General features: G+C 62.0%; 20 protein-coding genes. 9 read left to right on the top strand and 11 right to left on the bottom strand.

Annotated elements, in window-relative coordinates; genetic code table 11:
- Nucleotides 1-26 precede the first annotated feature (26 nt).
- The gene (locus V1290_RS33780; protein WP_334368360.1) at nucleotides 27-662 is read right to left on the bottom strand and encodes a class I SAM-dependent methyltransferase; all 636 of its coding nucleotides are present in this window, start codon (nucleotides 660-662) and stop codon (nucleotides 27-29) included.
- A gap of 180 nt (nucleotides 663-842) precedes the next feature.
- On the bottom strand, nucleotides 843-1,313 hold the full coding sequence (locus V1290_RS33775) for a hypothetical protein (protein ID WP_334368359.1): 471 nt from the start codon (nucleotides 1,311-1,313) through the stop codon (nucleotides 843-845).
- A gap of 231 nt (nucleotides 1,314-1,544) precedes the next feature.
- On the opposite strand from V1290_RS33775, the gene V1290_RS33770 reads away from it, so the two are divergent.
- From V1290_RS33770 to arsH, 3 genes are all read left to right on the top strand, one after another.
- Nucleotides 1,545-2,717: a DUF3237 family protein gene (locus V1290_RS33770; RefSeq protein ID WP_334368357.1), complete on the top strand. Its 1,173-nt coding sequence runs from the start codon at nucleotides 1,545-1,547 to the stop codon at nucleotides 2,715-2,717.
- Nucleotides 2,718-2,806: 89 nt separating this feature from the next.
- Nucleotides 2,807-2,953: a hypothetical protein gene (locus V1290_RS33765; RefSeq protein WP_334368356.1), complete on the top strand. Its 147-nt coding sequence runs from the start codon at nucleotides 2,807-2,809 to the stop codon at nucleotides 2,951-2,953.
- Nucleotides 2,954-2,960: 7 nt separating this feature from the next.
- Nucleotides 2,961-3,713, top strand: a complete 753-nt coding sequence (gene arsH, locus V1290_RS33760) for an arsenical resistance protein ArsH (protein WP_334368355.1) — start codon at nucleotides 2,961-2,963, stop codon at nucleotides 3,711-3,713.
- Between the two features lie 128 nt (nucleotides 3,714-3,841).
- On the opposite strand, the gene V1290_RS33755 is transcribed toward arsH, so the two are convergent.
- The gene (locus V1290_RS33755) at nucleotides 3,842-4,912 is read right to left on the bottom strand and encodes a nucleoside recognition domain-containing protein (RefSeq protein ID WP_334368354.1); all 1,071 of its coding nucleotides are present in this window, start codon (nucleotides 4,910-4,912) and stop codon (nucleotides 3,842-3,844) included.
- A 113-nt stretch (nucleotides 4,913-5,025) separates the two neighbouring features.
- On the opposite strand from V1290_RS33755, the gene V1290_RS33750 reads away from it, so the two are divergent.
- Nucleotides 5,026-5,478: an Lrp/AsnC family transcriptional regulator gene (locus tag V1290_RS33750; RefSeq protein ID WP_028346588.1), complete on the top strand. Its 453-nt coding sequence runs from the start codon at nucleotides 5,026-5,028 to the stop codon at nucleotides 5,476-5,478.
- A gap of 600 nt (nucleotides 5,479-6,078) precedes the next feature.
- On the opposite strand, the gene V1290_RS33745 is transcribed toward V1290_RS33750, so the two are convergent.
- Nucleotides 6,079-6,978, bottom strand: coding sequence for an HNH endonuclease (locus V1290_RS33745; RefSeq protein WP_334368353.1), 900 nt, complete (start codon nucleotides 6,976-6,978; stop codon nucleotides 6,079-6,081).
- A gap of 71 nt (nucleotides 6,979-7,049) precedes the next feature.
- Nucleotides 7,050-8,645, bottom strand: a complete 1,596-nt coding sequence (guaA, locus tag V1290_RS33740) for a glutamine-hydrolyzing GMP synthase (RefSeq protein ID WP_334368352.1) — start codon at nucleotides 8,643-8,645, stop codon at nucleotides 7,050-7,052.
- 290 nt (nucleotides 8,646-8,935) lie between these two features.
- Here guaA and V1290_RS33735 point away from each other — a divergent pair, with 290 nt between their 5' ends.
- Entirely contained in the window at nucleotides 8,936-9,268 is a 333-nt protein-coding gene (locus V1290_RS33735) for a DHCW motif cupin fold protein (protein ID WP_334368351.1), read from the top strand.
- 107 nt (nucleotides 9,269-9,375) lie between these two features.
- Here the strand turns inward: V1290_RS33735 and V1290_RS33730 are convergent, their stop codons facing one another.
- Together V1290_RS33730 and V1290_RS33725 are read right to left on the bottom strand one after the other, a co-directional pair.
- Complete coding sequence (locus V1290_RS33730) at nucleotides 9,376-10,674, bottom strand: RsmB/NOP family class I SAM-dependent RNA methyltransferase (protein WP_334368350.1); 1,299 nt, start codon at nucleotides 10,672-10,674, stop codon at nucleotides 9,376-9,378.
- A 10-nt stretch (nucleotides 10,675-10,684) separates the two neighbouring features.
- Nucleotides 10,685-11,107, bottom strand: a complete 423-nt coding sequence (locus tag V1290_RS33725; protein ID WP_334368349.1) for an MAPEG family protein — start codon at nucleotides 11,105-11,107, stop codon at nucleotides 10,685-10,687.
- Between the two features lie 174 nt (nucleotides 11,108-11,281).
- Between V1290_RS33725 and V1290_RS33720 the strand changes: the two genes are divergently transcribed.
- The 3 genes from V1290_RS33720 (at nucleotide 11,282) to V1290_RS33710 (ending at nucleotide 13,973) form a co-directional block, all read left to right on the top strand.
- Nucleotides 11,282-11,974, top strand: a complete 693-nt coding sequence (locus tag V1290_RS33720; RefSeq protein ID WP_334368348.1) for an acriflavin resistance protein — start codon at nucleotides 11,282-11,284, stop codon at nucleotides 11,972-11,974.
- A 120-nt stretch (nucleotides 11,975-12,094) separates the two neighbouring features.
- Nucleotides 12,095-13,063 (top strand): dienelactone hydrolase family protein, encoded by a 969-nt coding sequence (locus V1290_RS33715; protein ID WP_334368347.1) that lies wholly within the window; start codon nucleotides 12,095-12,097, stop codon nucleotides 13,061-13,063.
- A gap of 76 nt (nucleotides 13,064-13,139) precedes the next feature.
- Nucleotides 13,140-13,973, top strand: coding sequence for a metallophosphoesterase family protein (locus V1290_RS33710; protein ID WP_334368346.1), 834 nt, complete (start codon nucleotides 13,140-13,142; stop codon nucleotides 13,971-13,973).
- A 3-nt stretch (nucleotides 13,974-13,976) separates the two neighbouring features.
- Here the strand turns inward: V1290_RS33710 and V1290_RS33705 are convergent, their stop codons facing one another.
- The 4 genes from V1290_RS33705 to V1290_RS33690 all read right to left on the bottom strand — a co-directional run bounded on the left by V1290_RS33705 (nucleotide 13,977) and on the right by V1290_RS33690 (nucleotide 17,586).
- Nucleotides 13,977-14,243, bottom strand: a complete 267-nt coding sequence (locus tag V1290_RS33705) for a hypothetical protein (protein WP_334368345.1) — start codon at nucleotides 14,241-14,243, stop codon at nucleotides 13,977-13,979.
- A 116-nt stretch (nucleotides 14,244-14,359) separates the two neighbouring features.
- Complete coding sequence (locus V1290_RS33700; protein ID WP_334368344.1) at nucleotides 14,360-15,382, bottom strand: NADP-dependent oxidoreductase; 1,023 nt, start codon at nucleotides 15,380-15,382, stop codon at nucleotides 14,360-14,362.
- A 241-nt stretch (nucleotides 15,383-15,623) separates the two neighbouring features.
- Nucleotides 15,624-17,114, bottom strand: a complete 1,491-nt coding sequence (gene guaB, locus V1290_RS33695) for an IMP dehydrogenase (RefSeq protein ID WP_334368343.1) — start codon at nucleotides 17,112-17,114, stop codon at nucleotides 15,624-15,626.
- Nucleotides 17,115-17,337: 223 nt separating this feature from the next.
- Nucleotides 17,338-17,586, bottom strand: a complete 249-nt coding sequence (locus V1290_RS33690) for a hypothetical protein (RefSeq protein ID WP_028346604.1) — start codon at nucleotides 17,584-17,586, stop codon at nucleotides 17,338-17,340.
- Nucleotides 17,587-17,723: 137 nt separating this feature from the next.
- Between V1290_RS33690 and V1290_RS33685 the strand changes: the two genes are divergently transcribed.
- Nucleotides 17,724-19,202, top strand: coding sequence for a DHA2 family efflux MFS transporter permease subunit (locus V1290_RS33685; protein ID WP_334368342.1), 1,479 nt, complete (start codon nucleotides 17,724-17,726; stop codon nucleotides 19,200-19,202).
- Nucleotides 19,203-19,277: the final 75 nt, after the last annotated feature.

Raw genomic sequence — 19,277 nt, 5'->3', positions numbered from 1 at the left:
TGAGAACAGCGTGTGGCTATCGACAATTACTTCCTTGCCACAACGAACGGCCGCCCGTCCTTGCCACGCGAGGCATGGCGGGCGCGCTCGATGATTTCAAATCCGGCTGCCGAAATTTCGCGCTCCAGGTCCTCTGCGGACAGGAACGCCACATAGGGCGCCTTGCCGACGAGCTGCATCAGGGGCAGCGCAATGCGCAATAGCGGATTCATTTCCTTCAGGCACGGCGTCTTGGAAATGAAGATCCCGCCGGGCCGCAGCAGCCGATGGACGCTTCGGAGCGCCGCTTCGCGCTCAGCCACCAGATGCAGAACGTTGAAGCCGAAAGCGATATCGAAAGTCCCGTCCGGCCACGGCGCCGCCTCGGGCCGCACCACTTCGAACGTGGCGTTGCTGCAGCCCTCGGCCTTCGCCTTCTCGCGCGCGATCGCGATCATTTCGCCCGATAAGTCGGTCGCCACAATGCGCCCGACCGATGGCGCGAGCTTTAGCGCCGTCGTTCCCGTTCCGCATCCGAACTCGAATGCCGCTTCGTCCCCCTTGAGATAATGTCGCGCCCGATCCAGCGTGCGCTCATAGCCCGCCATATCGGCGATCGGGTCGGCGGCATACTTGCGCGCAGCGCGATCCCAGAACTTAGCGTCATTGGCGATACGAAACATGGCGGCCCTCCTGCGCTGCGGCTTCTAGCATATGGAAATGGAAATGCTAACGGCGGCGCAGGTCGGCGGGGTGGGTTCGCGAAAGCGTAATCTGCCGTTCACGCGTTCGTCACGATGTGACAATGCGGTGGATTACGCCGGAGCCTGCCATCGGGCCGCGCTTTGCGCGGACCCGTTGGGCTAATCCATCCGACGAGCTACGGCGTTCTCATGAACCCCGCTGCCGCGAAGACCCCAGAGGATCAGCGCAAAGGATATGATTCCCGTCGGGGCGGCTGGGTACATGACGAGTTGGATCAGCATCTCCTGAGCGTCGCTCCCACGAGCACCGGCCGCCGCGATCGGAATGATCGAACCGCCGGCTCCCAAGAGAGCCGCGATCACGAAACCGGCGATCGTTGCAAGCGCGGAATAGATGAGAAACCAGAATGCCAGCCGTGACGGCACCGATGTGAGTTTCAGCTTCGGCCAGACCAGACCCACGGCCACAAGCAACACCCCGGTGAATCCGCTGAGCGTGTGAACCGAACGGCCGAGATTGGGTGCGGCGAAATACGGCACCGCAAATCCCTGGAAGCTCGTGAAGAGGAACAGGGCCACGCCGATCTGAATCAGCCGGTGACCCTGCACGGCCAGTGCTGTCGCGCTCATGCGTTGCTCCTTTTCGGCTGTCACCGTGATGTCTAGCGTACTCCCCTCCGCGACGAGGAGCAGATAGGGCTGGAAAGCCGATGTCGAAAGATGGATCCCTGCCGATCGGGCGTAGTGCCAGGAAGTGCATGAAGCGCGTCTTGATCACGAGCATGTCTGGAACCAAAAAATCCTTGGTGATCCCGGCCAGCCAGGCAGTCCTTCACCGGGAACGGCGCGCCGGCGCCGCCGTTGACCGATGTTGCTGAAAAGGCCGATCCAATGGCTGGTCTTGAATTCGAGATGACCTATTGTCTGCGCGTGCGCGGTCCGATGCCGGCGACGCAAGGCTCGCCCGTCGGCGAGCACATCTACTGGGAGATGAGCGAGGGCACGCTGGAAGGTCCGCGTATCAATGCGCGGATCGCGATGCCGGGCGGTGACTGGTACCGGCCGGGCGCGGATGGCTTTGGCCGGCCCGATGTCCGCGTGCAATTCATCACGGACGATGACGCGGTTATTCTGCTGCACTACACCGGCCTCGTGCAGATGAATGACGCATTCACCAAGGCCGCCGAAGCGGCCACCGCCACGCGCTTTGAAGATCACTACATGCGGATGGCGATGCGCTTCGATACCGGCGCACCGAAATATGCCTGGCTCAACCAGCATGTATTTTTGGCCGAGGGCCGTCTCACCGGAAAAAAACCAGATCGAGTACCACATTTACCGCGTCACGTGATTGCTGAATGCGCCAGATTACGCCGGAGCCTGCCATCGGGCCGCGCTTACCAGCTTCCGGCAGCAGATTCTCGTCGCCAATCAGCCGACCGGTCAAATCTTTGTGCACAGATGCGAGCGGGGCCCAACAACAGGCGCTCAAGAACATCGTCACCCTGCATATCACCAGGCGTGGACGCTGGCCGACGAATCCGTCACGGCTTAGCCGCTTCATCGCTTGACACCTCGATGTTCGAGGCCTACATGCTTCGTATGCCTCGTCCCGTAAAGGCCATCCGTTCGGCGCCCCGCCCAATGCTCGATTACACCGATCGCGCGTACTGGCAGGGAACGATCAAGATGTCGCTTTCCAAGTTCTTCGTGCTTTGCGTGCTTCATCAGAAGCGGATGCACGGATACGAGGTCGTCCAAGCGGTCCAAAGGACGACCAAGGGATGCTGCAGTCCTACCGAGGGAACGGTCTATCCGGTGCTCAACGAGTTTGAGGCAGGCGGCTACCTCACCTCGCATTCCGAGATTGTCCAGGGGCGCGAGCGGAAGGTCTACACCCTCACCAGGAAGGGGCGCGAAGCGTTCCAGACCGCAGTCGACGCATGGCTGGAGGCGACAGATTGCATTATCGCCAGCAAGGCAGCAGCAGATGCGATGAATCGTTCGCGCGGCAAGGCCAAATACACATGCTGATATTTTTTTGCATTCACACATCGATGATCGAGGCATTGGTGCCCGATGCATATTTTGGGTCGCTGCTTATATGCATTTCGAAGAGTCAAATGAACGTGGTCATCGCGCTTGGTAGCGCTCAGGCCGGCCGCAGGATCGACCTGTTCGGCGGCCGCGACGTGCTTGCCGCTATCGGCCGCGCTCGAACTCGCCGGCTTCGTCGCTCTCCTTGCTCCCACCCCTTCATCGACGGTTGAAACAAGTATGAGACTTCGTTCACTTGCCGATCCGGATTTCCTGCCCGCGCTCGACAAGCGCTACGCCCTGCAACGGCCGGCAAACGACCTTGGCAGCGGTCCACAGTATCCCCCACGCATCCTGCTGCTCTACGGGTCGCTGCGGGAACGCTCCTATTCTCGGTTCGTCGTCGAGGAGGCAGCGCGCCTGCTGCGGTTCTTCGGAGCCGAGCCTCGAATATTCGATCCCTCGGATTTGCCGCTACCCGATCAGGTCAGGGCGGACAATCACCCCGCGGTCCACGAGTTGCGCGAGCTCGCCATGTGGTCGGAAGGACAGATCTGGTGCAGCCCCGAGCGCCACGGCCAGATCACCGGCGTCATGAAGGCGCAAATCGATCACTTGCCGCTCAACATCGGCGGCATGCGGCCGACCCAGGGCCGGACACTGGCCGTCATGCAGGTTTGCGGCGGCTCGCAGTCGTTCAATGCGGTGAACACGCTTAGGCTCTTGGGACGCTGGATGCGGATGTTCACCATCCCCAACCAATCGAGCGTCGCGAAGGCCTTCCAGGAGTTCGATGAAGCCGGACGGATGCGGTCGTCTGGCTACTACGAACGGATCGTCGACGTGGTCGAGGAACTTTTCCGTTTCACGATCTTGCTCCGACCGCATGTCGCTACCCTGAGCGACCGATACTCCGAGCGCAAGGAGGCGGGCCGCCCGGCGAAAGATGTCGGGACTGACCTATCGGCGATCGCAACAGCGCACCAGCGGTAAGGAACACGAGCGTGACGAAGCTGGTCTGGCCGACTGATCTCCACTTGGTCAAGCGCGACCGAGACTGGGCCGCAGGGCATCGTCCCTCTGGCACGCCTGCGGGCCTGAATTGCGCTCCACACGACGCGTCAGTTCTCCGCGGACCCCGCCCCTTCCTTTACTTCCCGGCTGGTCCCGCCCAAAGGGCGCGAGGCGAACAAGCGCCCTGCTAACGTTTCGTCGAGCGACGGCGCGAACTGACGTTCTTCTCTATGGAAGAGTGCTTTGAAGAAAAGAGTGTCAGAAGCCGAATTGATTGTTCTGGCGATCAAGGCGGTCGCGAGCACGGCAAAGGCCAGGCGAGCAAGAAGCACGCTCGTAAGGTCAGCGCCGAGCGCGACGACGACCACCGTATCCTCGATGAGGCTGTGGGCAAAACCCATGAACACGCAAGCGAGGAATATCTGACGCGGCTCTGCGCTAGCCGTGCGCGCCTCGCGGATCAGCAGTCCGGCGCCATAGGAAATCCCAAGAAACAGGCCGACAGCGGCGAAAGGTACCGTCTGCTTTTCAATGCCAGCCAGCCGAAAGAGTGGCGCAAGCCCTCTGTTCATCCAGTCCAGGATGCCCGACATCTTGAGAAGCTCGATTAGCCAGCTCAGCGAAAGCAGAACGAACAGCATGATCGCCAAGGTCTTGAGTGTGCCCAGGAGAACGCCGCTCCAACCGGTGCTTTCATTCATCGGCATCCAGGCCGGCTTCACCGGCTCGGACTGCCATCCGGTCGCGGCGAATATCTGGTGCAGAAGGACGGCAAAGATCAACCCTCCGCCGATACGAAGCGCCGCGGTGGCCAGGAAGCTAGGTCCGGCTTTTTGAATTATCCGTTGCTCGATCGGAATGGCGTGCGCAAACAGCAGAAGAGCCGAAAAAACTGTCATGTCGGCTGTGCTGAGGGCTGAAACCGGAACCAGGGTGAACATGGTCACAAGCGCCCCCCAGATCCCGACCAGCAATCCGGTCAGCCAGGCAAAGGCGAGTTCGGGTGGCAATCCCACCAGCGTCATGACTGGGGAGAAGAACGGAGAAATCGCCTGGATGACACCAAGGTCCTGCAGAAGCTGGGTGGCTATCGCAACCGGCACGATGACGCGAACCAGCTCCCAATAGATTTCAAGCGTTTCCAATGTCTTGCGATAGACGGCGGTGCAGATCGCCATTGGCGGCTCCATCAGCGTTGGAGCCCGTGACTAGCGTGAGACGCTTCGCATTTGCGGTCAAATTTTGCGATTCTGTGCAATAAAATTGCAATCGACGCCGAGCGAGGACCGAGATGGACAAGATCGACAGGAAGCTTCTCAACCTGCTCCAGGATGACGCTTCACGGACGAACGCCGAACTGGCGGAATTGGTCGGGCTTTCTCCCTCGAGCTGCCTGCGCCGCATTCGACGACTGAAGGAAAGCGGCGTCATCAGCCACGTTGTCGCGCTTCTTGCCCCGGCCAAGGCTGGCCGGGGCATGAAGGCGTTCGTCACCATCGAACTGGAGCGACATGGCGAGCAATACATGCGTGATTTTTTGGAGCGGGCCGCTCAGGAAACGGCCGTCACTCAGGCCTACAGCGTGAGCGGCCAAACCGACGCCGTCCTCATGCTACGCTTGACGGATATGGACGAGTTCGATGCGCTGTGCGAGCGGCTGTTCCGAGAGCGAAGCAATGTCGCACGATACTACACGATGTTCGTGATCCGAACGGCCAAAGAAGTGACCGCAATTCCGCTCTAGATTCTACAGTTTGATAGACCTACCGGCTGCCTTCGCCTTGCGGTCGTTCGCGACCACATGCTCAGCGGGAGCGGTCTACCCGGCGGTTGCGATCTCGGCCGTCAGTCCGAACTCCACCGGCATCTGTCCGGCAAGGTACGCTGCGCCATGACGGCGTGAGATCGATTCTGTGCCATCACAAGATCATACGCGATTTCGACCAGAAGGGAATCCCGAAGCGGCTAACGGAGTTGTCACCCTGACAACCCCCGAGGCGCGGCGTTTCGCGCTCGTTCCAAGGGCCAAGGAATTGATAATTTGCCGGGGGTTCGCAGATCGCACTTGGGCCATTCAGCGGCATCATAAAAGCACATTCAGTGAGATGCGGGAATCCGGCGTCTTCGGTGTCGTCGTCTTCTGCAGCGATTATCACTGTAGCCACTCGATCGCGCTGCCCGCCGATCACTGGCCGGATCATGTTCGGGGCTGTCGGATATCGAGCCGCATTTCGTCTGCAGGTCCGTGGGACGGGTTAGCAAAAGCGTAATCCGCCGTTGGGCTAGTTCATCCCGAATGGGAGAATGCAGTGGATTACGCCTTCGGCTAATCCACCCTACGAGGCTATTGCTTGAAACAATGCTCGCGGTGCCATTTTAGGAAATGGGGATGCGGACGGTCAGACATTCGACGAGGCGCAAGCGCACGACCGGATTTGTTGATGATTGATCCTATTCCCTGTGGATCGTTCGTCTGTCGCGAGATTAGTATCTCCAAGTCGTCGGCCAAGCTAATAAGACCACGATCAAACATCCAATGCGCGGTGCCCGAAAGAGCGATCCCGTTGCCGACAATATCTGGCCCACTCGCTTCCACTGGCCGGATATGTGCGGCCGCGACTTCTGCCCGACCCCTTCCGTTGATGAGCTTTAGCCCTGTGATAGCGCAGCGCTCGTCGTAGGCGCGCAGTACAACGCGACGGAACACTCGATCGCGCAAGGTCCTCGACACCGTGACACTAATGCGGTCGCGCAGTTGGTCAAACTCAAATGGCGTCTGCTCCTCATCTAAGCCCAGCGACAGCATTTCATTGTCGAGCCGAGGCAACAAAGGCGTGCTTTCCTTGAATCCGAGTTCGACTATTCTTTTGAAATCTTCGGGAGAGATTGGACGGACCGCCGATTGAGCGCGTCCGGAAATCCGTCCCTGCGCATTGAGAACGCCCTGCTCTATAGGTCCCGTCGCGCCGTTGAAAGGGACCGTATTGGCAAAGTCGAGATAGCTTCCCGACTCGATCAGCGCGACATACATCCCTGGAACGGCAGGATCAGGAATAACTTGTTGAACCTTAGCAATTGCAAAGTAACCCCGCGTCTCGGCGACCTTGCTTGGTTCATAATAGACTATCCAATCATCAACGCAGGCTTCGACGCGACGCAGGTATTGACGGGGAAATTGGTATTGTTCAGCCGGGCTGTCGTCATAGATCGAGTCTGAGCGGTGGATGAATACCCCAAATCCCATAGCTTTCTCGGCACAGCATTTCCGGCCATTAGATCGGCCCTCTAGTCAACTCTCCAAAACTCTAGCGTGACTCACTCCCACTCAATCGTCCCCGGCGGCTTGCTCGTCACGTCGTACACCACCCTGTTCACCCCCTTCACCTCGTTGATGATCCGCGTCGCGGTGGCGCCGAGGAAGCTCATGTCGAAGGGATAGAAGTCCGCGGTCATGCCGTCGGTGGAGGTCACGGCGCGCAGGCCGACGACGTATTCATACGTGCGGCCGTCGCCCATCACGCCGACCGTTTTCACTGGCAACAGCACGGCAAAGGCCTGCCAGATCTTGTCGTAGAGGCCGGCTTTGCGGATCTGGTCGATGTAGACGGCGTCCGCGTTGCGGAGGATGTCGAGCTTTTCTTTCGTGATGTCACCAGGGCAGCGGATGGCAAGGCCCGGACCCGGGAACGGGTGGCGGCCGACGAAGATTTCGGGCAGGCCGAGTTCGCGGCCCAAGACGCGGACTTCATCCTTGAACAGTTCGCGCAACGGCTCGACCAGCTTCATGTTCATGCGATCAGGCAAGCCGCCGACATTGTGGTGCGACTTGATGGTCACCGAAGGGCCGCCGGTGAAGGAGACGCTTTCGATCACGTCGGGATAGAGCGTGCCCTGCGCCAAAAATTCGGCGCCGCCGATCTTCTTCGCCTCCTGCTCGAACACGTCGATGAACAGGCGGCCGATCGTCTTGCGCTTCGCCTCGGGATCACTGACGCCTTTGAGCTCGCCGAGGAAGAGTTTTGACGCATCAACATGCACCAGCGGGATATTGTAGTGATGCCGGAACAGGTCGACTACCGTTTCGGCTTCCTTCAGCCGCAGCAGGCCGTGATCGACGAACACGCAGGTGAGCTGGTCGCCGATCGCCTCGTGGATCAGCACCGCGGCGACCGCGGAATCGACGCCGCCGGACAGACCGCAGATCACCCTGCCCTTGCCGACCTGGGCGCGGATTTTTTCGATCGCTTCCTCGCGGAAGGCGCGCATGGTCCAGTCGCCGGTGAAGCCTGCAACCTTGCGGACGAAATTGCGCAGCAGCTTGGCGCCATCAGGCGTGTGCACCACTTCGGGGTGGAACATCAGGCCGTAATATTTGCGCTTCTCGTCCTGGATCACCGCGAACGGCGCGTTCGGCGAGACGGCGGCGACGGTAAAGCCCGGCGGCATTTTGGTGATGCGGTCGCCATGGCTCATCCATACCGGATGGCGTTCGCCCATCGACCAGGTGTCGTCGAACAATCTGCTCGCCGTCTTCACCTCGACATCGGCGCGGCCGAATTCGCGGTGGTGGCCGCCCTCGACCTCGCCGCCGAGCTGGGCGGCGAGCGTCATCTGGCCGTAGCAGATGCCGAGCACGGGGACGCCGGAATCGAAGATCAGTTGCGGCGCGCGCGGCGAGCCTTCTTCGTGCACCGACTCCGGCCCGCCGGAGAGGATCACCGCCTTCGGCTTCATCTCCTTGAAGGCAGATTCGGCCTTCTGGAACGGCACGATTTCGGAATAGACGCCCTCCTCGCGCACCCGGCGGGCGATCAGTTGCGTCACCTGACTGCCGAAGTCGACAATCAGAATCTTGTCATGCGCCGAGGCCACCGAGGGCGTCGACTCGCGGGCTTTCTGTGCTGCTGTCATGGACAGGAATTACGCGACGGGGCGCGGCCTCGCAACCGCGGCAACGGGCTGACCCACATTCTTTCTCGGGCATGGACAAATCGATATTAGGTAAGTATTATTGACCTAATATGCCGGTTGCCGGGAGTCCGTATTGACGCGCTATCGTCCCGGGCGCGCAAAGCGCGAACCCCAATGTGCAATTGCACATTGTGGAACCTCGAGAATCTCAGGTGCGCGATTGTGCACCATAGTTCGCTTCGCGCCCCGGAATGACGAGGCCTCTTATGAACGATCGCAGGACTTCCCCCATGAAAATTCCCACCCTGCCCTTCACCGTCACTGACTGGAGTCAGGTCGCCGCGACCACGCATCCGGGCGTTTCAGGCGAAGCGCTGTGGCGCACGCTCAACATCGGTGATCTCCGCGTGCGGATGGTCGAGTATTCACCGGGCTATTTCGCCGATCACTGGTGCGACCGCGGGCACGTGCTCTATGTGCTGGAAGGCGAGCTCGATACCGAACTGCGCGACGGGCGGACGTTCAAGCTTCGCCCGGGGATGAGCTACCAAGTGTCGGATTTCGGCGACGCCGCCCATAGATCTTCGACGAAGACGGGCGCGAAGCTGTTCATTGTGGATTGAAGATCTCTCCCCGTCATTGCGAGGAGCGTAGCGACGAAGCAATCCATCTTTCTTTACGCCGCGCTATGGATTGCTTCGCTTTCGCTCGCAATGACGCGGAAAGAGCGTCACCCCTTCTTCAGCACCGACACAAAAAAACCATCCGTGCCCGTCGTTCGCGGCGTCATCAGCCACCCCTCCGGCGATCGCAGCGCAGCCTTCGCAAAATCCTCCGCTCTGTCCCACAGCACGCTCGCCGTCTCGTTCAGTGGCTGAATCGAAAACTCGGGATGACGTGCCACGAAGGCGCGGACTTGTTCGCCGTTTTCGCTTGGCAGCACCGAGCAGGTGACATAGGCAATGCGGCCGCCGGGCTTGACCAGGCGGCTTGCGCGATCAAGCACTTCGGCCTGGTCCTTCAAGCGAACCTCCAGCGCGCCGGGGCGCATCCGCCATTTGGCGTCGGGATTGCGGCGCCAGGTTCCGGTGCCGGTGCAGGGCGCGTCGATCAGCACGAGATCGGCCGATGCCTTGATGTCGGCCAATGGATCAGTGTCGCCCTTCGGCGCGCGAATCTCGGCGTTGTGGACGCCGGCGCGTGAGAGCCGCTCGTAGATCGGGGCGAGCTGGCGCTTGTCGCGGTCGGTTGCGATCAATCGCCCCTTGCCTTGCATCATCGCGGCCAGCGCCAGCGTCTTGCCGCCGGCGCCGGCGCAGAGATCGATCACCTGCTCGCCGGGCTTGGCAGCGGTGAACAGCGCCGCAAGCTGCGAGCCCTCGTCCTGCACCTCGATCGCGCCCTTGATGAAATCCTCTTCGGCATGAATGCCGGGATTGCGGGCGTCGGCGCCGAGTTCGATGCGGAGCCCGATCGGCGACCACGGCGTCGGCGTAGCTCCGAGATGGCCGAGCGAGGCCAGCACTTTCTCGCGCTTGGCTTTGAGCGTATTGACGCGCAGATCGAGCGGCGCGCGGCTCGCCATTGCGGTTGCCTCCGCCACGCGGTCGTCGCCGAACACGGCGGCCAGATGCGCATCCAGCCATTCCGGATAGTCGCCGGCGATGTGCGGCGGCGCGTCGTCGAGGGTCCGCGACGTGAGCGCTGATCGTTCGGCCTCGGTCAGTGGTTCCGGCGCAAAGCGCCCGCCGTCGCAGAGCGCCGATATCGCCTCCACATCGAGCTTGCGCTCGAGCTTCAGCATGCCGAGCACGCGCGCCCGCGGCGTGTCGGCGTCTATCAGCCAGGCGCTCGATGCCCGCCGCCGCAGCACGTCCCAGATCAGGCCCGAAATCGCCGCGCGATCGCCCGAGCCGGCATAGCGATGCGCGGTGCCCCACTCCTTCAGCGCCTTTGCCGCGGGAACGCGCTGCGCGTCGATGGTGTCGATCAGTTCGATGGCGGCGGAAAGGCGGGCAGCGGGGGTCATTCAGGGCTTTCTAGATCAGAAGCAGAAGCTTCAGCGCGAAATAGATCCACATCACGAGCAGCACCAGCGCGCCGGCAAACCACGCCAGGCTGCGCTGCTGGATGTTGTTCGAGGTGACGAAAATGCCGGCATGGGCAAATCGTGTCACCACGAACACCCAGGACATCAGCACGATGAAGAGATCGGCCCGGCGCAGCGGCAGCGCCAGCGCGATCAGGAGGTAGAACAGCAGGGGTACTTCGAACTGATTTGAGAAGCAATTGCCGATCTGGGCGACGCGGGCCGGATATTTCGGCTGTCCCAGCGCGATGTCCTTCAGGCTGGTTTCGCGGGCCTTCACCGCCTTGGTGCGGGCCGTCACCATCGAGAGCATCAGGAAGAATGTGAGCCCGATCAAAACGAAGACCGGCAGCAAAACCATTTGAACCGACATGAGAATCTCCCCCGAAGCCTGCCTGAGTCCTAAAGCAATAACGAGACGCCCCTCACCTGACAAATCCACTTAACCGGGCTCGCTTGAACCACAAGGAGAACCCAGACGACCAACTATCGAGAATTCCGATGGTTCTGGTCTCGAACCGGCCTTGAAGCAATCCGCGAGCAGGCGATGAACATCACCTCCCCGATCCTGACCGGCGCCGGCCGCGCCGCCGAGCTGCCCGGCGATTCCGTGACCTCCCTGCTCCGGGCCGTCGGATTCAGCGACGGCCCGGACGGCGGCCTTGGCATCGTCATGTCGGCCTTGGCCGGTATCGCCGCGGCGCTGGCGGTCGCGATCATGCTCTCCGTCTATTTCCACCGCGGCCACCGCAGCCGCCACGATCTGCTCAAACACGGGCTTGCCGCTTCCGCGGGGCTGGTCTTGCTCGCCTTCGCGATCTCGGACATCAGGCACGCGGCGCAGGCCTATCTCGGCCTCAATCCGACAAAGCCCGCGGTGGAATTTGAAATCCGCCTGCCGAAGGCGACGTTGACGACCGCGGCGGACGTCCAGATCGAGCTGCTCACTGACCGGAACCAGAAACTGGCGAAGGTCCAGGGCGCGCTGGCCTCCGCGCCCGACGGCCGCAGCATCTTGCGCGGGACCGTGACGCTGGATTACCGCACCACCGAGCGCATGATGGTGCTGAATCTGCCCGGCCGGGCCCAAAGCACGTTCCGCCTGCGGCTGCCGGCAAGCCCCTCGCATTCGGAGCAGTTCGGGCCGTGGCATCTGGCCGACGGCATCGTCCCCGCCAATGGCGACACGGTGACATCAGAGATTCACGACGCCTTCGCGATCCGCTACCGCGTGCTGTGACGCCCGTTGAGATATGCGGATGGCGGACCGCTGGGCACATTTACTTTGACGTCAACAACCAGCGCTCTACTGTATCCCTGACGGTCGCCAAAAAAGAGCGGCCGCGGGAGGAGTGCAACTTTGCGATTTCGCGATCAGGAAATTGTCTTCGCCACCGGCGCCAAGGGACAGAATATCGATATTCTCACCGCCAATCCGGTCAACTACTTCCACGTCATCAGCAATGCAGCCGAGCTGCCCAGACTTGTGGTCGACGGCAAGCTGTTCCTGCCGGCCTCGGATACGCGCAAACGTAACGGAAAACTTCCGCTGGTGATGGTGGTGCCGGGCAGCCTCGGCGTTGCGCCCTCGCACCTGGCGCACGCCGAAACGGTGGTCGGCGACGGCTTTGCAGCGTTTGTCCTCGACAGTTTCGGCGCGCGCAACGTGACCTCGACGGTCGCCAACCAGACCCAATTCTCCTTTGCCGCCAGCGCCTATGACGTGCTGGCGGCCTGGATGGTGCTGTCAGCCCATCCGGAGATCGACGCATCCCGGATCGGCGCGCAGGGCCACAGCCGCGGCGGCTCGGCCGTGCTGACGGCAGCGACGCGTCGCTTTGCCGACGCGGTGGTCGGCGCCGGCGCCGGTTTTCGAAGCGTGCTCGCCGCCTATCCCTGGAGCGGTCATCAGTTCCTCGATCCGTCCGTCGACGAAACCGAAATCCGCGTCATCATGGGCGATGCCGATGAATGGTGCTCGCCGATGCAGGTGCAGGGCCATTGCCAGGCCATCCGCCTCTCCGGCGGCAAGGCGACGATGCGGCTGATCGGCGGCGCGCAGCACAGTTTTGACCGCGGCACCGGGATCGAGAACGTCGCTGAAGCATCCGTCTCCCCCGCCGCGCCGACGGCCTATATCGCCAATGACGGCGCCTTCATCCATCCGCTTCAGGGCGTCGCGGAGAGCAAGCTCACCGACCGCGACCTGATGATCTATGCGCTGAAGGCCGGCTATGGCCGCAAGGGCGCGAAGATCGGAAGCCGCGACGGCGACGCCGAACTGTTCAAGGCGGATATGCTCGCGTTCTGGCGAAGGACGTTGGGGTGAGCATCGTTGCCATCCCGAAAAATCGTCATCCTTCCGACGTCAGGTCCGGCTAGGATCGGGCTAAAAGGAATACTGCATGACCGAATTTCGCCTGACGCAAGTTTCCGACACCCACCTCGCCCGCCGTCTGCAAGAACTCACCGACAATTTTCACCGCGTCAGCGAGCATATCGACGCGACGCGTCCAGATCTCGTCATCAATACCGGCGATCTCGCCTTCGACGCGCCGACCAGCCCGGACGATCTCAACTTCGCGAAGGAGCTGCATGACTCGCTGCCGGTGCCGTGCCGGCATTTGCCGGGCAATCACGACGTCGGCGACAACCCGACGGAAGTCGCCCCCGCGCCGAAGGATCTGGCGACAGAGAACGAACGGCAGAACTATCTTTCCGTGATCGGCGAAGACCGCTGGCGCTTCGATGCGGCCGGCTGGTGCTTCATCGGATTGAACTCGCTGATCATGAATACCGGGATCGAGAGCGAGGCGGAGCAGTTCGGCTGGCTGGCTTCAGAACTCGGGCGTGTGAACGGCAAGCCGATCGCGCTGTTCCTGCACAAGCCGCTGTTTTTGAACGCACCTGACGACCCCGAGACTCTCGACACGGCTATCCGCTATGTGCCGCAACCGCGGCGCAGAAGCTTGATCGAAATGTTTTCGAAGGTCGATCTGCGGCTGGTCGCCTCAGGGCACGTCCATCAGCGTCGCGACTTCACCTATCGTCACACGCGCCACGTCTGGGCGCCGTCGACAGGCTTCATCCTTCCCGAACGAATTCAGCCGGTCATCGGCATCAAGGAAGTCGGGCTGGTAGAGTATCGCTTCCAGCCCGACGCCCTTGAAGTCCGGCACATCAAGGCGCCGGAGCAAACCGATGTTGATCTGGATTCACTGATTGAGAGTAAACCCTAGACCTCAGTACTCCCGCTCAATGTAGTAGGAGCCATCGGTCCAGGGCTGTGACGCAAATGCGCCCACGCGTGGGGCCGGGTGAAACCGGTTACCGTAGTAGTAGCCCGGAGGCGTGGTGGTCCTGACGCCATAGCCTCCTGTGACGTAGGCTGAGTTCGGATAGCTATAGCCTGTCACGCCGGGCTCCTGATAGACCACTTGAGCCATCGCAGGAGTGGCCAGCATCGTGGCGGCAACCAGGCCGAGCGATAGTTTCTTGAAGTTCGTCATTTGGCTTCTCCATCAGATGTCAGGGCCAACGACAGTTGCGAAGGGACGTTCCGCCGCCCGCCTCAAGTAGGCGTGAGCTTGTTCCTGAGGGTTCCCAGAACTCAGGCGCGCCGGCTTCAAATCTTGTCCGGCCCGACGCGCACCAACTGCTTACCGAAATTGGCGCCCTTCAGAAGGCCCATGAACGCAGTCGGCGCGCTCTCGAGCCCTTCGGTGACGAACTCCTTGTGCTTGACTTTGCCCTCGCGCACCCACCCCGACATGTCGCGCAGGAAGTCGCCGTGGCGCGCAGCGAAATCGCTGACGATGAAACCGCGGATGGTCAGGCGCTTGGTCAATACCGCGCGCATCAGGGACGGCGCCCATTTCGGCGCCACCGCCTGCGTGTCGTTGTAATGTGCGATCAGGCCGCAGACCGGAATGCGCGCAAACGCATTGAGCAGCGGGAACACCGCTTCGAACACCGCGCCGCCGACATTTTCGAAATAGACGTCGATGCCTTTGGGGCAAGTATCCTTCAGCTTGGCCGCGAGATCAGGGTCGCGGTGATCGAGGCAATCGTCGAAGCCGAGTTCATTCTTGACGTAAGCGCATTTGTCCTTTCCGCCGGCAATGCCGACCGCGCGGGCGCCCTTGATCTTCGCGATCTGGCCGACCGCCGAGCCAACCGCGCCGGAAGCGGCCGCGACGACGACGGTTTCGCCTGCCTGCGGCTTGCCGATGTCGAGCAGGCCCGTATACGCCGTCATGCCGGGCATGCCGAGCACGCCGACCGCGGTCGAGATCGGCGCGATTTTCGGATCGATTTTTGCAAGACCCTTGCCGTCGGAGACCGCATGCGTCTGCCAGCCGGCGCGCGAGAGCACGATGTCGCCCTTGGCGAAGTCGGGATTGTTCGAGGCGATCACTTCGCTGACGGTGCCTGCTTCCATCACGCCGCCGATCGGCACCGGCTGGGCATAGGACGGCCCGTCACTCATGCGCCCGCGCATGTAGGGATCGAGCGACAGCCAGATGGTGCGAAGGAGCACCTCGCCAGCGCCCGGCGTGGGGATGGGGCAATCCTCAAGGCGGAAGTCGGAGGGCTTTGGTTCGCCGACGGGGCGCGAGGCGAGAACGATGCGTTTGGCTTGGGACATGACGGTTTCCTCCAAATGTTATTGTTGTTCGTCATTGCGAGCGTAGCGAAGCAATCCACAGCTCCGCAAGCTGTGAAATGGATTGCTTCGCTGCGCTCGCAATGACGGTGGAGAGTGGCGCTCCCGTTCCAAACGCCGTCATTCCGGGGCGCGAAGCGAACTATGGTGCGCAATTGCGCACCTGAGAATCTCGAGACTCCGGGTCTGGTCCTTCGGACCATCCCGGAATGACGGAGGAGAACTACGCCCCGCCCGGATAATTCGGGCTCTCCCGCGTGATCGTCACGTCGTGGACGTGGCTTTCGCGCAGGCCCGCGCCGGTGATGCGGACGAACTGGGCCTTGGCGTGGAATTCGGCGAGGTTGCGTGCGCCGACATAGCCCATCGCGGCGCGCAGGCCGCCGGCGAGCTGGTGCATGACATTGGCGACCGGGCCCTTGTAGGGTACCTGGCCCTCGATGCCCTCGGGCACCAGTTTCAGCGTGTCCTTGATGTCCTGCTGGAAATAGCGGTCGGCCGAGCCGCGCGCCATCGCGCCGACCGAACCCATGCCGCGATAGGCCTTGTAGGAGCGGCCCTGCCACAGAAACACTTCGCCGGGCGTCTCGTCGGTGCCGGCGAGCAGCGAGCCGACCATGGCGATGTCGGCGCCGGCGGCGAGCGCTTTGGCCAGATCGCCGGAATATTTGATGCCGCCATCGGCAATCACTGAAACGTTGGCCTTCTTCGCCGCTTCCACCGCATCCATGATCGCGGTGAGCTGCGGCACGCCGACGCCGGCGACGATGCGCGTCGTGCAGATCGAGCCCGGGCCGATGCCGACCTTGATCGCGTCAGCGCCCGCGTCGATCAGCGCCTGCGCGCCCTCTTTCGTTGCGATGTTGCCGGCAATCACCTGCACCGCGTTGGAAAGCCGCTTGATGCGATTGACCGCGTCGAGCACCCGCGAAGAATGGCCGTGTGCGGTATCGACCACGATCAGGTCGACGCCGGCATCGATCAGCCGTTCGGTGCGCTCAAAGCCACCCTCGCCGACCGTGGTCGCGGCAGCCACACGCAGGCGGCCATGCTCGTCCTTGCAGGCGAGCGGATGCGCAACCGCCTTTTCCATGTCCTTGACGGTGATCAGCCCGACGCAGCGGTACTGGTCGTCGACAACGAGCAATTTCTCGATGCGGTGGGTGTGCAGCATCCGCTTCGCTTCGTCCTGGCTAACGTCCTCGCGAACCGTGACGAGGTTCTCGTGCGTCATCAGCTCCGAGACTTTTTGTTTGGGATTGGTCGCAAAGCGGACGTCGCGGTTGGTGAGAATGCCGATCAGCTTGCCGGGCGAATTCTTGCCGGCGCCGGTGACGACGGGAATGCCGGAAAAGCCGTGGTCCTTCATCAGCGCCAGCGCGTCCGACAGCATCGCATCGGGACCGATGGTCAGCGGATTGACCACCATTCCGGATTCATACTTCTTGACCTGCCGCACCTGCGCGGCCTGCCCCTCCGGATCGAAGTTGCGGTGGATGACGCCGACGCCGCCGGATTGCGCCATCGCGATCGCCATGCGCGCTTCGGTGACCGTGTCCATCGCCGACGCGATAATCGGAATGTTCAGCGGAATCGCGCGGGTCACGTAGGAGCGGATATCAGCCTCCGAGGGCAAGATATCCGAGAGACCGGGCTTCAGAAGCACATCGTCGAACGTGAAGGCTTCACGGATACCCTGAAGTCCCTGCGCCATTGCCAACTCCTTTCGGCGGCTCGCCGCCGCGATCAGTTCTATGGATGAACGCCGCCTTCGGCGATGCTACCGGCATCGCCGTCGAATCGAAGCCCATCGGTGGGGTTGACGGTGGTCGATAGCATGGCAGCACGCCGAATCAAAGCGTTTGACGGCTATGCACAGACTTTTCGGGAAACGCCGCAATCCCAAGGGTTTAGCGGGAAGAGTTTACGGGAAGGCCTTACGGCCGATAGCCCGGCGGCGGCCCGTGCTGGCGGATCGCCTCCACCACCTCGCGGTGCCGGCGATCCTCCCGCTTCATGTGAACCGCGATCAGCGCATGCGCCGACGGCACCAAGAGCAGGACGTGGAAGATCAGCCCGAAAACCAGGCAAAACACGATCAGGACCAGGTTGAAGATCGCCGAAAACGGCTGCCCGTTCAGGAGCAGCCCGAGCGGCGGCAACAGCGCGGCGAGAACGTAGATCATCATGACCTCCAGCGGCTGGCGCGGTGCATACCAGCGTCACGCAGGATTTAGGTGGTTTGCCCGGTTTCGCAATGGCTTGTGTGACGGCGGGATGATACAGCGCCCTCGCCTGCCTCTCTCTCCAGTCCCCGATCCCGATGGATAAGCAACGCCTGATCCCGCTGATCGTCGCCACCGCGCTGTTCATGGAGAACATGGACTCGACGGTGATTGCGACCTCGCTGCCGGCGATCGCGGCTGACATCGGTACCAGCCCGCTGACGCTGAAGCTGGCGATCACGTCCTATTTGCTCTCGCTCGCCGTGTTCATTCCGGCCAGCGGCTGGACCGCGGATCGCTTCGGTGCGCGCATGGTGTTCTCGATCGCCATCGGGGTGTTCATGATCGGGTCGATCGGGTGCGCGCTGTCGCAGAACATTACCCATTTCGTGATCGCCCGCATCCTGCAGGGCATGGGCGGGGCGATGATGACGCCGGTCGGGCGGCTGGTGCTGTTGCGCTCGATCGACAAGAGCGCGCTGGTCAACGCGATGACGTGGGTAACGGTGCCGGCGCTGATCGGGCCGGTGATCGGCCCGCCGCTTGGCGGCTTCATCACCACCTACTTCTCCTGGCACTGGATCTTTCTGATCAACATCCCGATCGGGCTGCTCGGCATCTTCATGGCGATGAAGTACATCGACCCGATCAAGAGCGAGGATCCCGAGCGCTTCGATCTCTATGGGCTGGTGCTGGCCGGGATTGGGCTAGCCGGCATCGCCTTCGGTCTCTCGGTCGCAGGTCTCAATTTGTTGCCCTGGCCGATTATCGCCGGCCTGGTCGCGATCGGCACCATCTCGATGACTCTCTATGTCATGCACGCGAAACGAACCGGCTCGCCGGTGCTCGATTTCTCGCTGCTGCGACTGTCCACCATGCGCGCCAGCATTATCGGCGGCTTCCTGTTCCGGCTCGGCATCGGCGCGCTGCCGTTCCTGCTGCCGCTGTTGATGCAGGAGGGTTTTGGGCTGACGCCGTTCCAGTCCGGCCTGGTGACGTTTGCCTCGGCCGTCGGCGCCATGGGGATGAAGACGCTGGCGGCGCGCATCATTCGCGCCTTCGGCTTCCGCTACATGATGACGGTCAACGCCGTCATCAGCGCAGTCTTTCTCGCGGCCTGCGCATTGTTCACGGTGACGACGCCGCTGTTGCTGATCTTCATCATCCTGGTGGTCGGCGGCTTCTTCCGCTCGCTGCAGTTCACTGCGATCAACACCGTCGCCTATGCCGAGGTCGAGCCGGCGCAGATGAGCCGAGCCACCACGCTCGTCAGCGTCAACCAGCAATTGGCGATATCGGCAGGCGTCGCCGTGGGCGCGTTCTCGGTCGAATCGACCATGCTGTACCAGCATGTCACAGAGCTGAATGCCGGCGTATTCCCGCCCGCGTTCCTCGTGGTTGCGATCATCTCGGCGGCGTCGGCCTACTTCTTCTGGCAGATGCCTGACGATGCCGGCCACGAGATTTCAGGGCGCAAGGTCGTCGAGATCTCCAGCCGCAAGGGTGCGGAAAAGGCAGCGACCAGGAAGGCCGCCAGCGAAGGCACCGAGGACGCTCGGGATCAGCGACTGGGGTAACTCGCGGCGCATTTTCACACCCAAATGCCGGATTTTCCCGTCTCCGTGCCGCGCCGAACATCCTGCGCCCGAGCC

It is taken from the genome of Bradyrhizobium sp. AZCC 1578 (assembly GCF_036924675.1).
Lineage (GTDB): Bacteria > Pseudomonadota > Alphaproteobacteria > Rhizobiales > Xanthobacteraceae > Bradyrhizobium.
Note: the sequence above shows the minus strand (reverse complement) of the source record. Positions and strands in the feature narration are given on the sequence as shown.

Bases quoted from the DNA above. Each gene is read 5' to 3' on its own strand.
- V1290_RS33720 (WP_334368348.1), top strand. From the start codon at position 11,282: ATGAACATCACCTCCCCGATCCTGACCGGCGCCGGCCGCGCCGCCGAG.
- guaB (WP_334368343.1), bottom strand. From the start codon at position 17,114: ATGGCGCAGGGACTTCAGGGTATCCGTGAAGCCTTCACGTTCGACGAT.
- V1290_RS33775 (WP_334368359.1), bottom strand. From the start codon at position 1,313: ATGAGCGCGACAGCACTGGCCGTGCAGGGTCACCGGCTGATTCAGATC.
- V1290_RS33710 (WP_334368346.1), top strand. From the start codon at position 13,140: ATGACCGAATTTCGCCTGACGCAAGTTTCCGACACCCACCTCGCCCGC.
- V1290_RS33705 (WP_334368345.1), bottom strand. From the start codon at position 14,243: ATGACGAACTTCAAGAAACTATCGCTCGGCCTGGTTGCCGCCACGATG.
- arsH (WP_334368355.1), top strand. From the start codon at position 2,961: ATGAGACTTCGTTCACTTGCCGATCCGGATTTCCTGCCCGCGCTCGAC.
- V1290_RS33685 (WP_334368342.1), top strand. From the start codon at position 17,724: ATGGATAAGCAACGCCTGATCCCGCTGATCGTCGCCACCGCGCTGTTC.
- guaA (WP_334368352.1), bottom strand. From the start codon at position 8,645: ATGACAGCAGCACAGAAAGCCCGCGAGTCGACGCCCTCGGTGGCCTCG.
- V1290_RS33700 (WP_334368344.1), bottom strand. From the start codon at position 15,382: ATGTCCCAAGCCAAACGCATCGTTCTCGCCTCGCGCCCCGTCGGCGAA.
- V1290_RS33745 (WP_334368353.1), bottom strand. From the start codon at position 6,978: ATGGGATTTGGGGTATTCATCCACCGCTCAGACTCGATCTATGACGAC.
- V1290_RS33730 (WP_334368350.1), bottom strand. From the start codon at position 10,674: ATGACCCCCGCTGCCCGCCTTTCCGCCGCCATCGAACTGATCGACACC.
- V1290_RS33735 (WP_334368351.1), top strand. From the start codon at position 8,936: ATGAAAATTCCCACCCTGCCCTTCACCGTCACTGACTGGAGTCAGGTC.
- V1290_RS33780 (WP_334368360.1), bottom strand. From the start codon at position 662: ATGTTTCGTATCGCCAATGACGCTAAGTTCTGGGATCGCGCTGCGCGC.
- V1290_RS33690 (WP_028346604.1), bottom strand. From the start codon at position 17,586: ATGATCTACGTTCTCGCCGCGCTGTTGCCGCCGCTCGGGCTGCTCCTG.
- V1290_RS33725 (WP_334368349.1), bottom strand. From the start codon at position 11,107: ATGTCGGTTCAAATGGTTTTGCTGCCGGTCTTCGTTTTGATCGGGCTC.
- V1290_RS33765 (WP_334368356.1), top strand. From the start codon at position 2,807: ATGAACGTGGTCATCGCGCTTGGTAGCGCTCAGGCCGGCCGCAGGATC.
- V1290_RS33750 (WP_028346588.1), top strand. From the start codon at position 5,026: ATGGACAAGATCGACAGGAAGCTTCTCAACCTGCTCCAGGATGACGCT.
- V1290_RS33755 (WP_334368354.1), bottom strand. From the start codon at position 4,912: ATGGCGATCTGCACCGCCGTCTATCGCAAGACATTGGAAACGCTTGAA.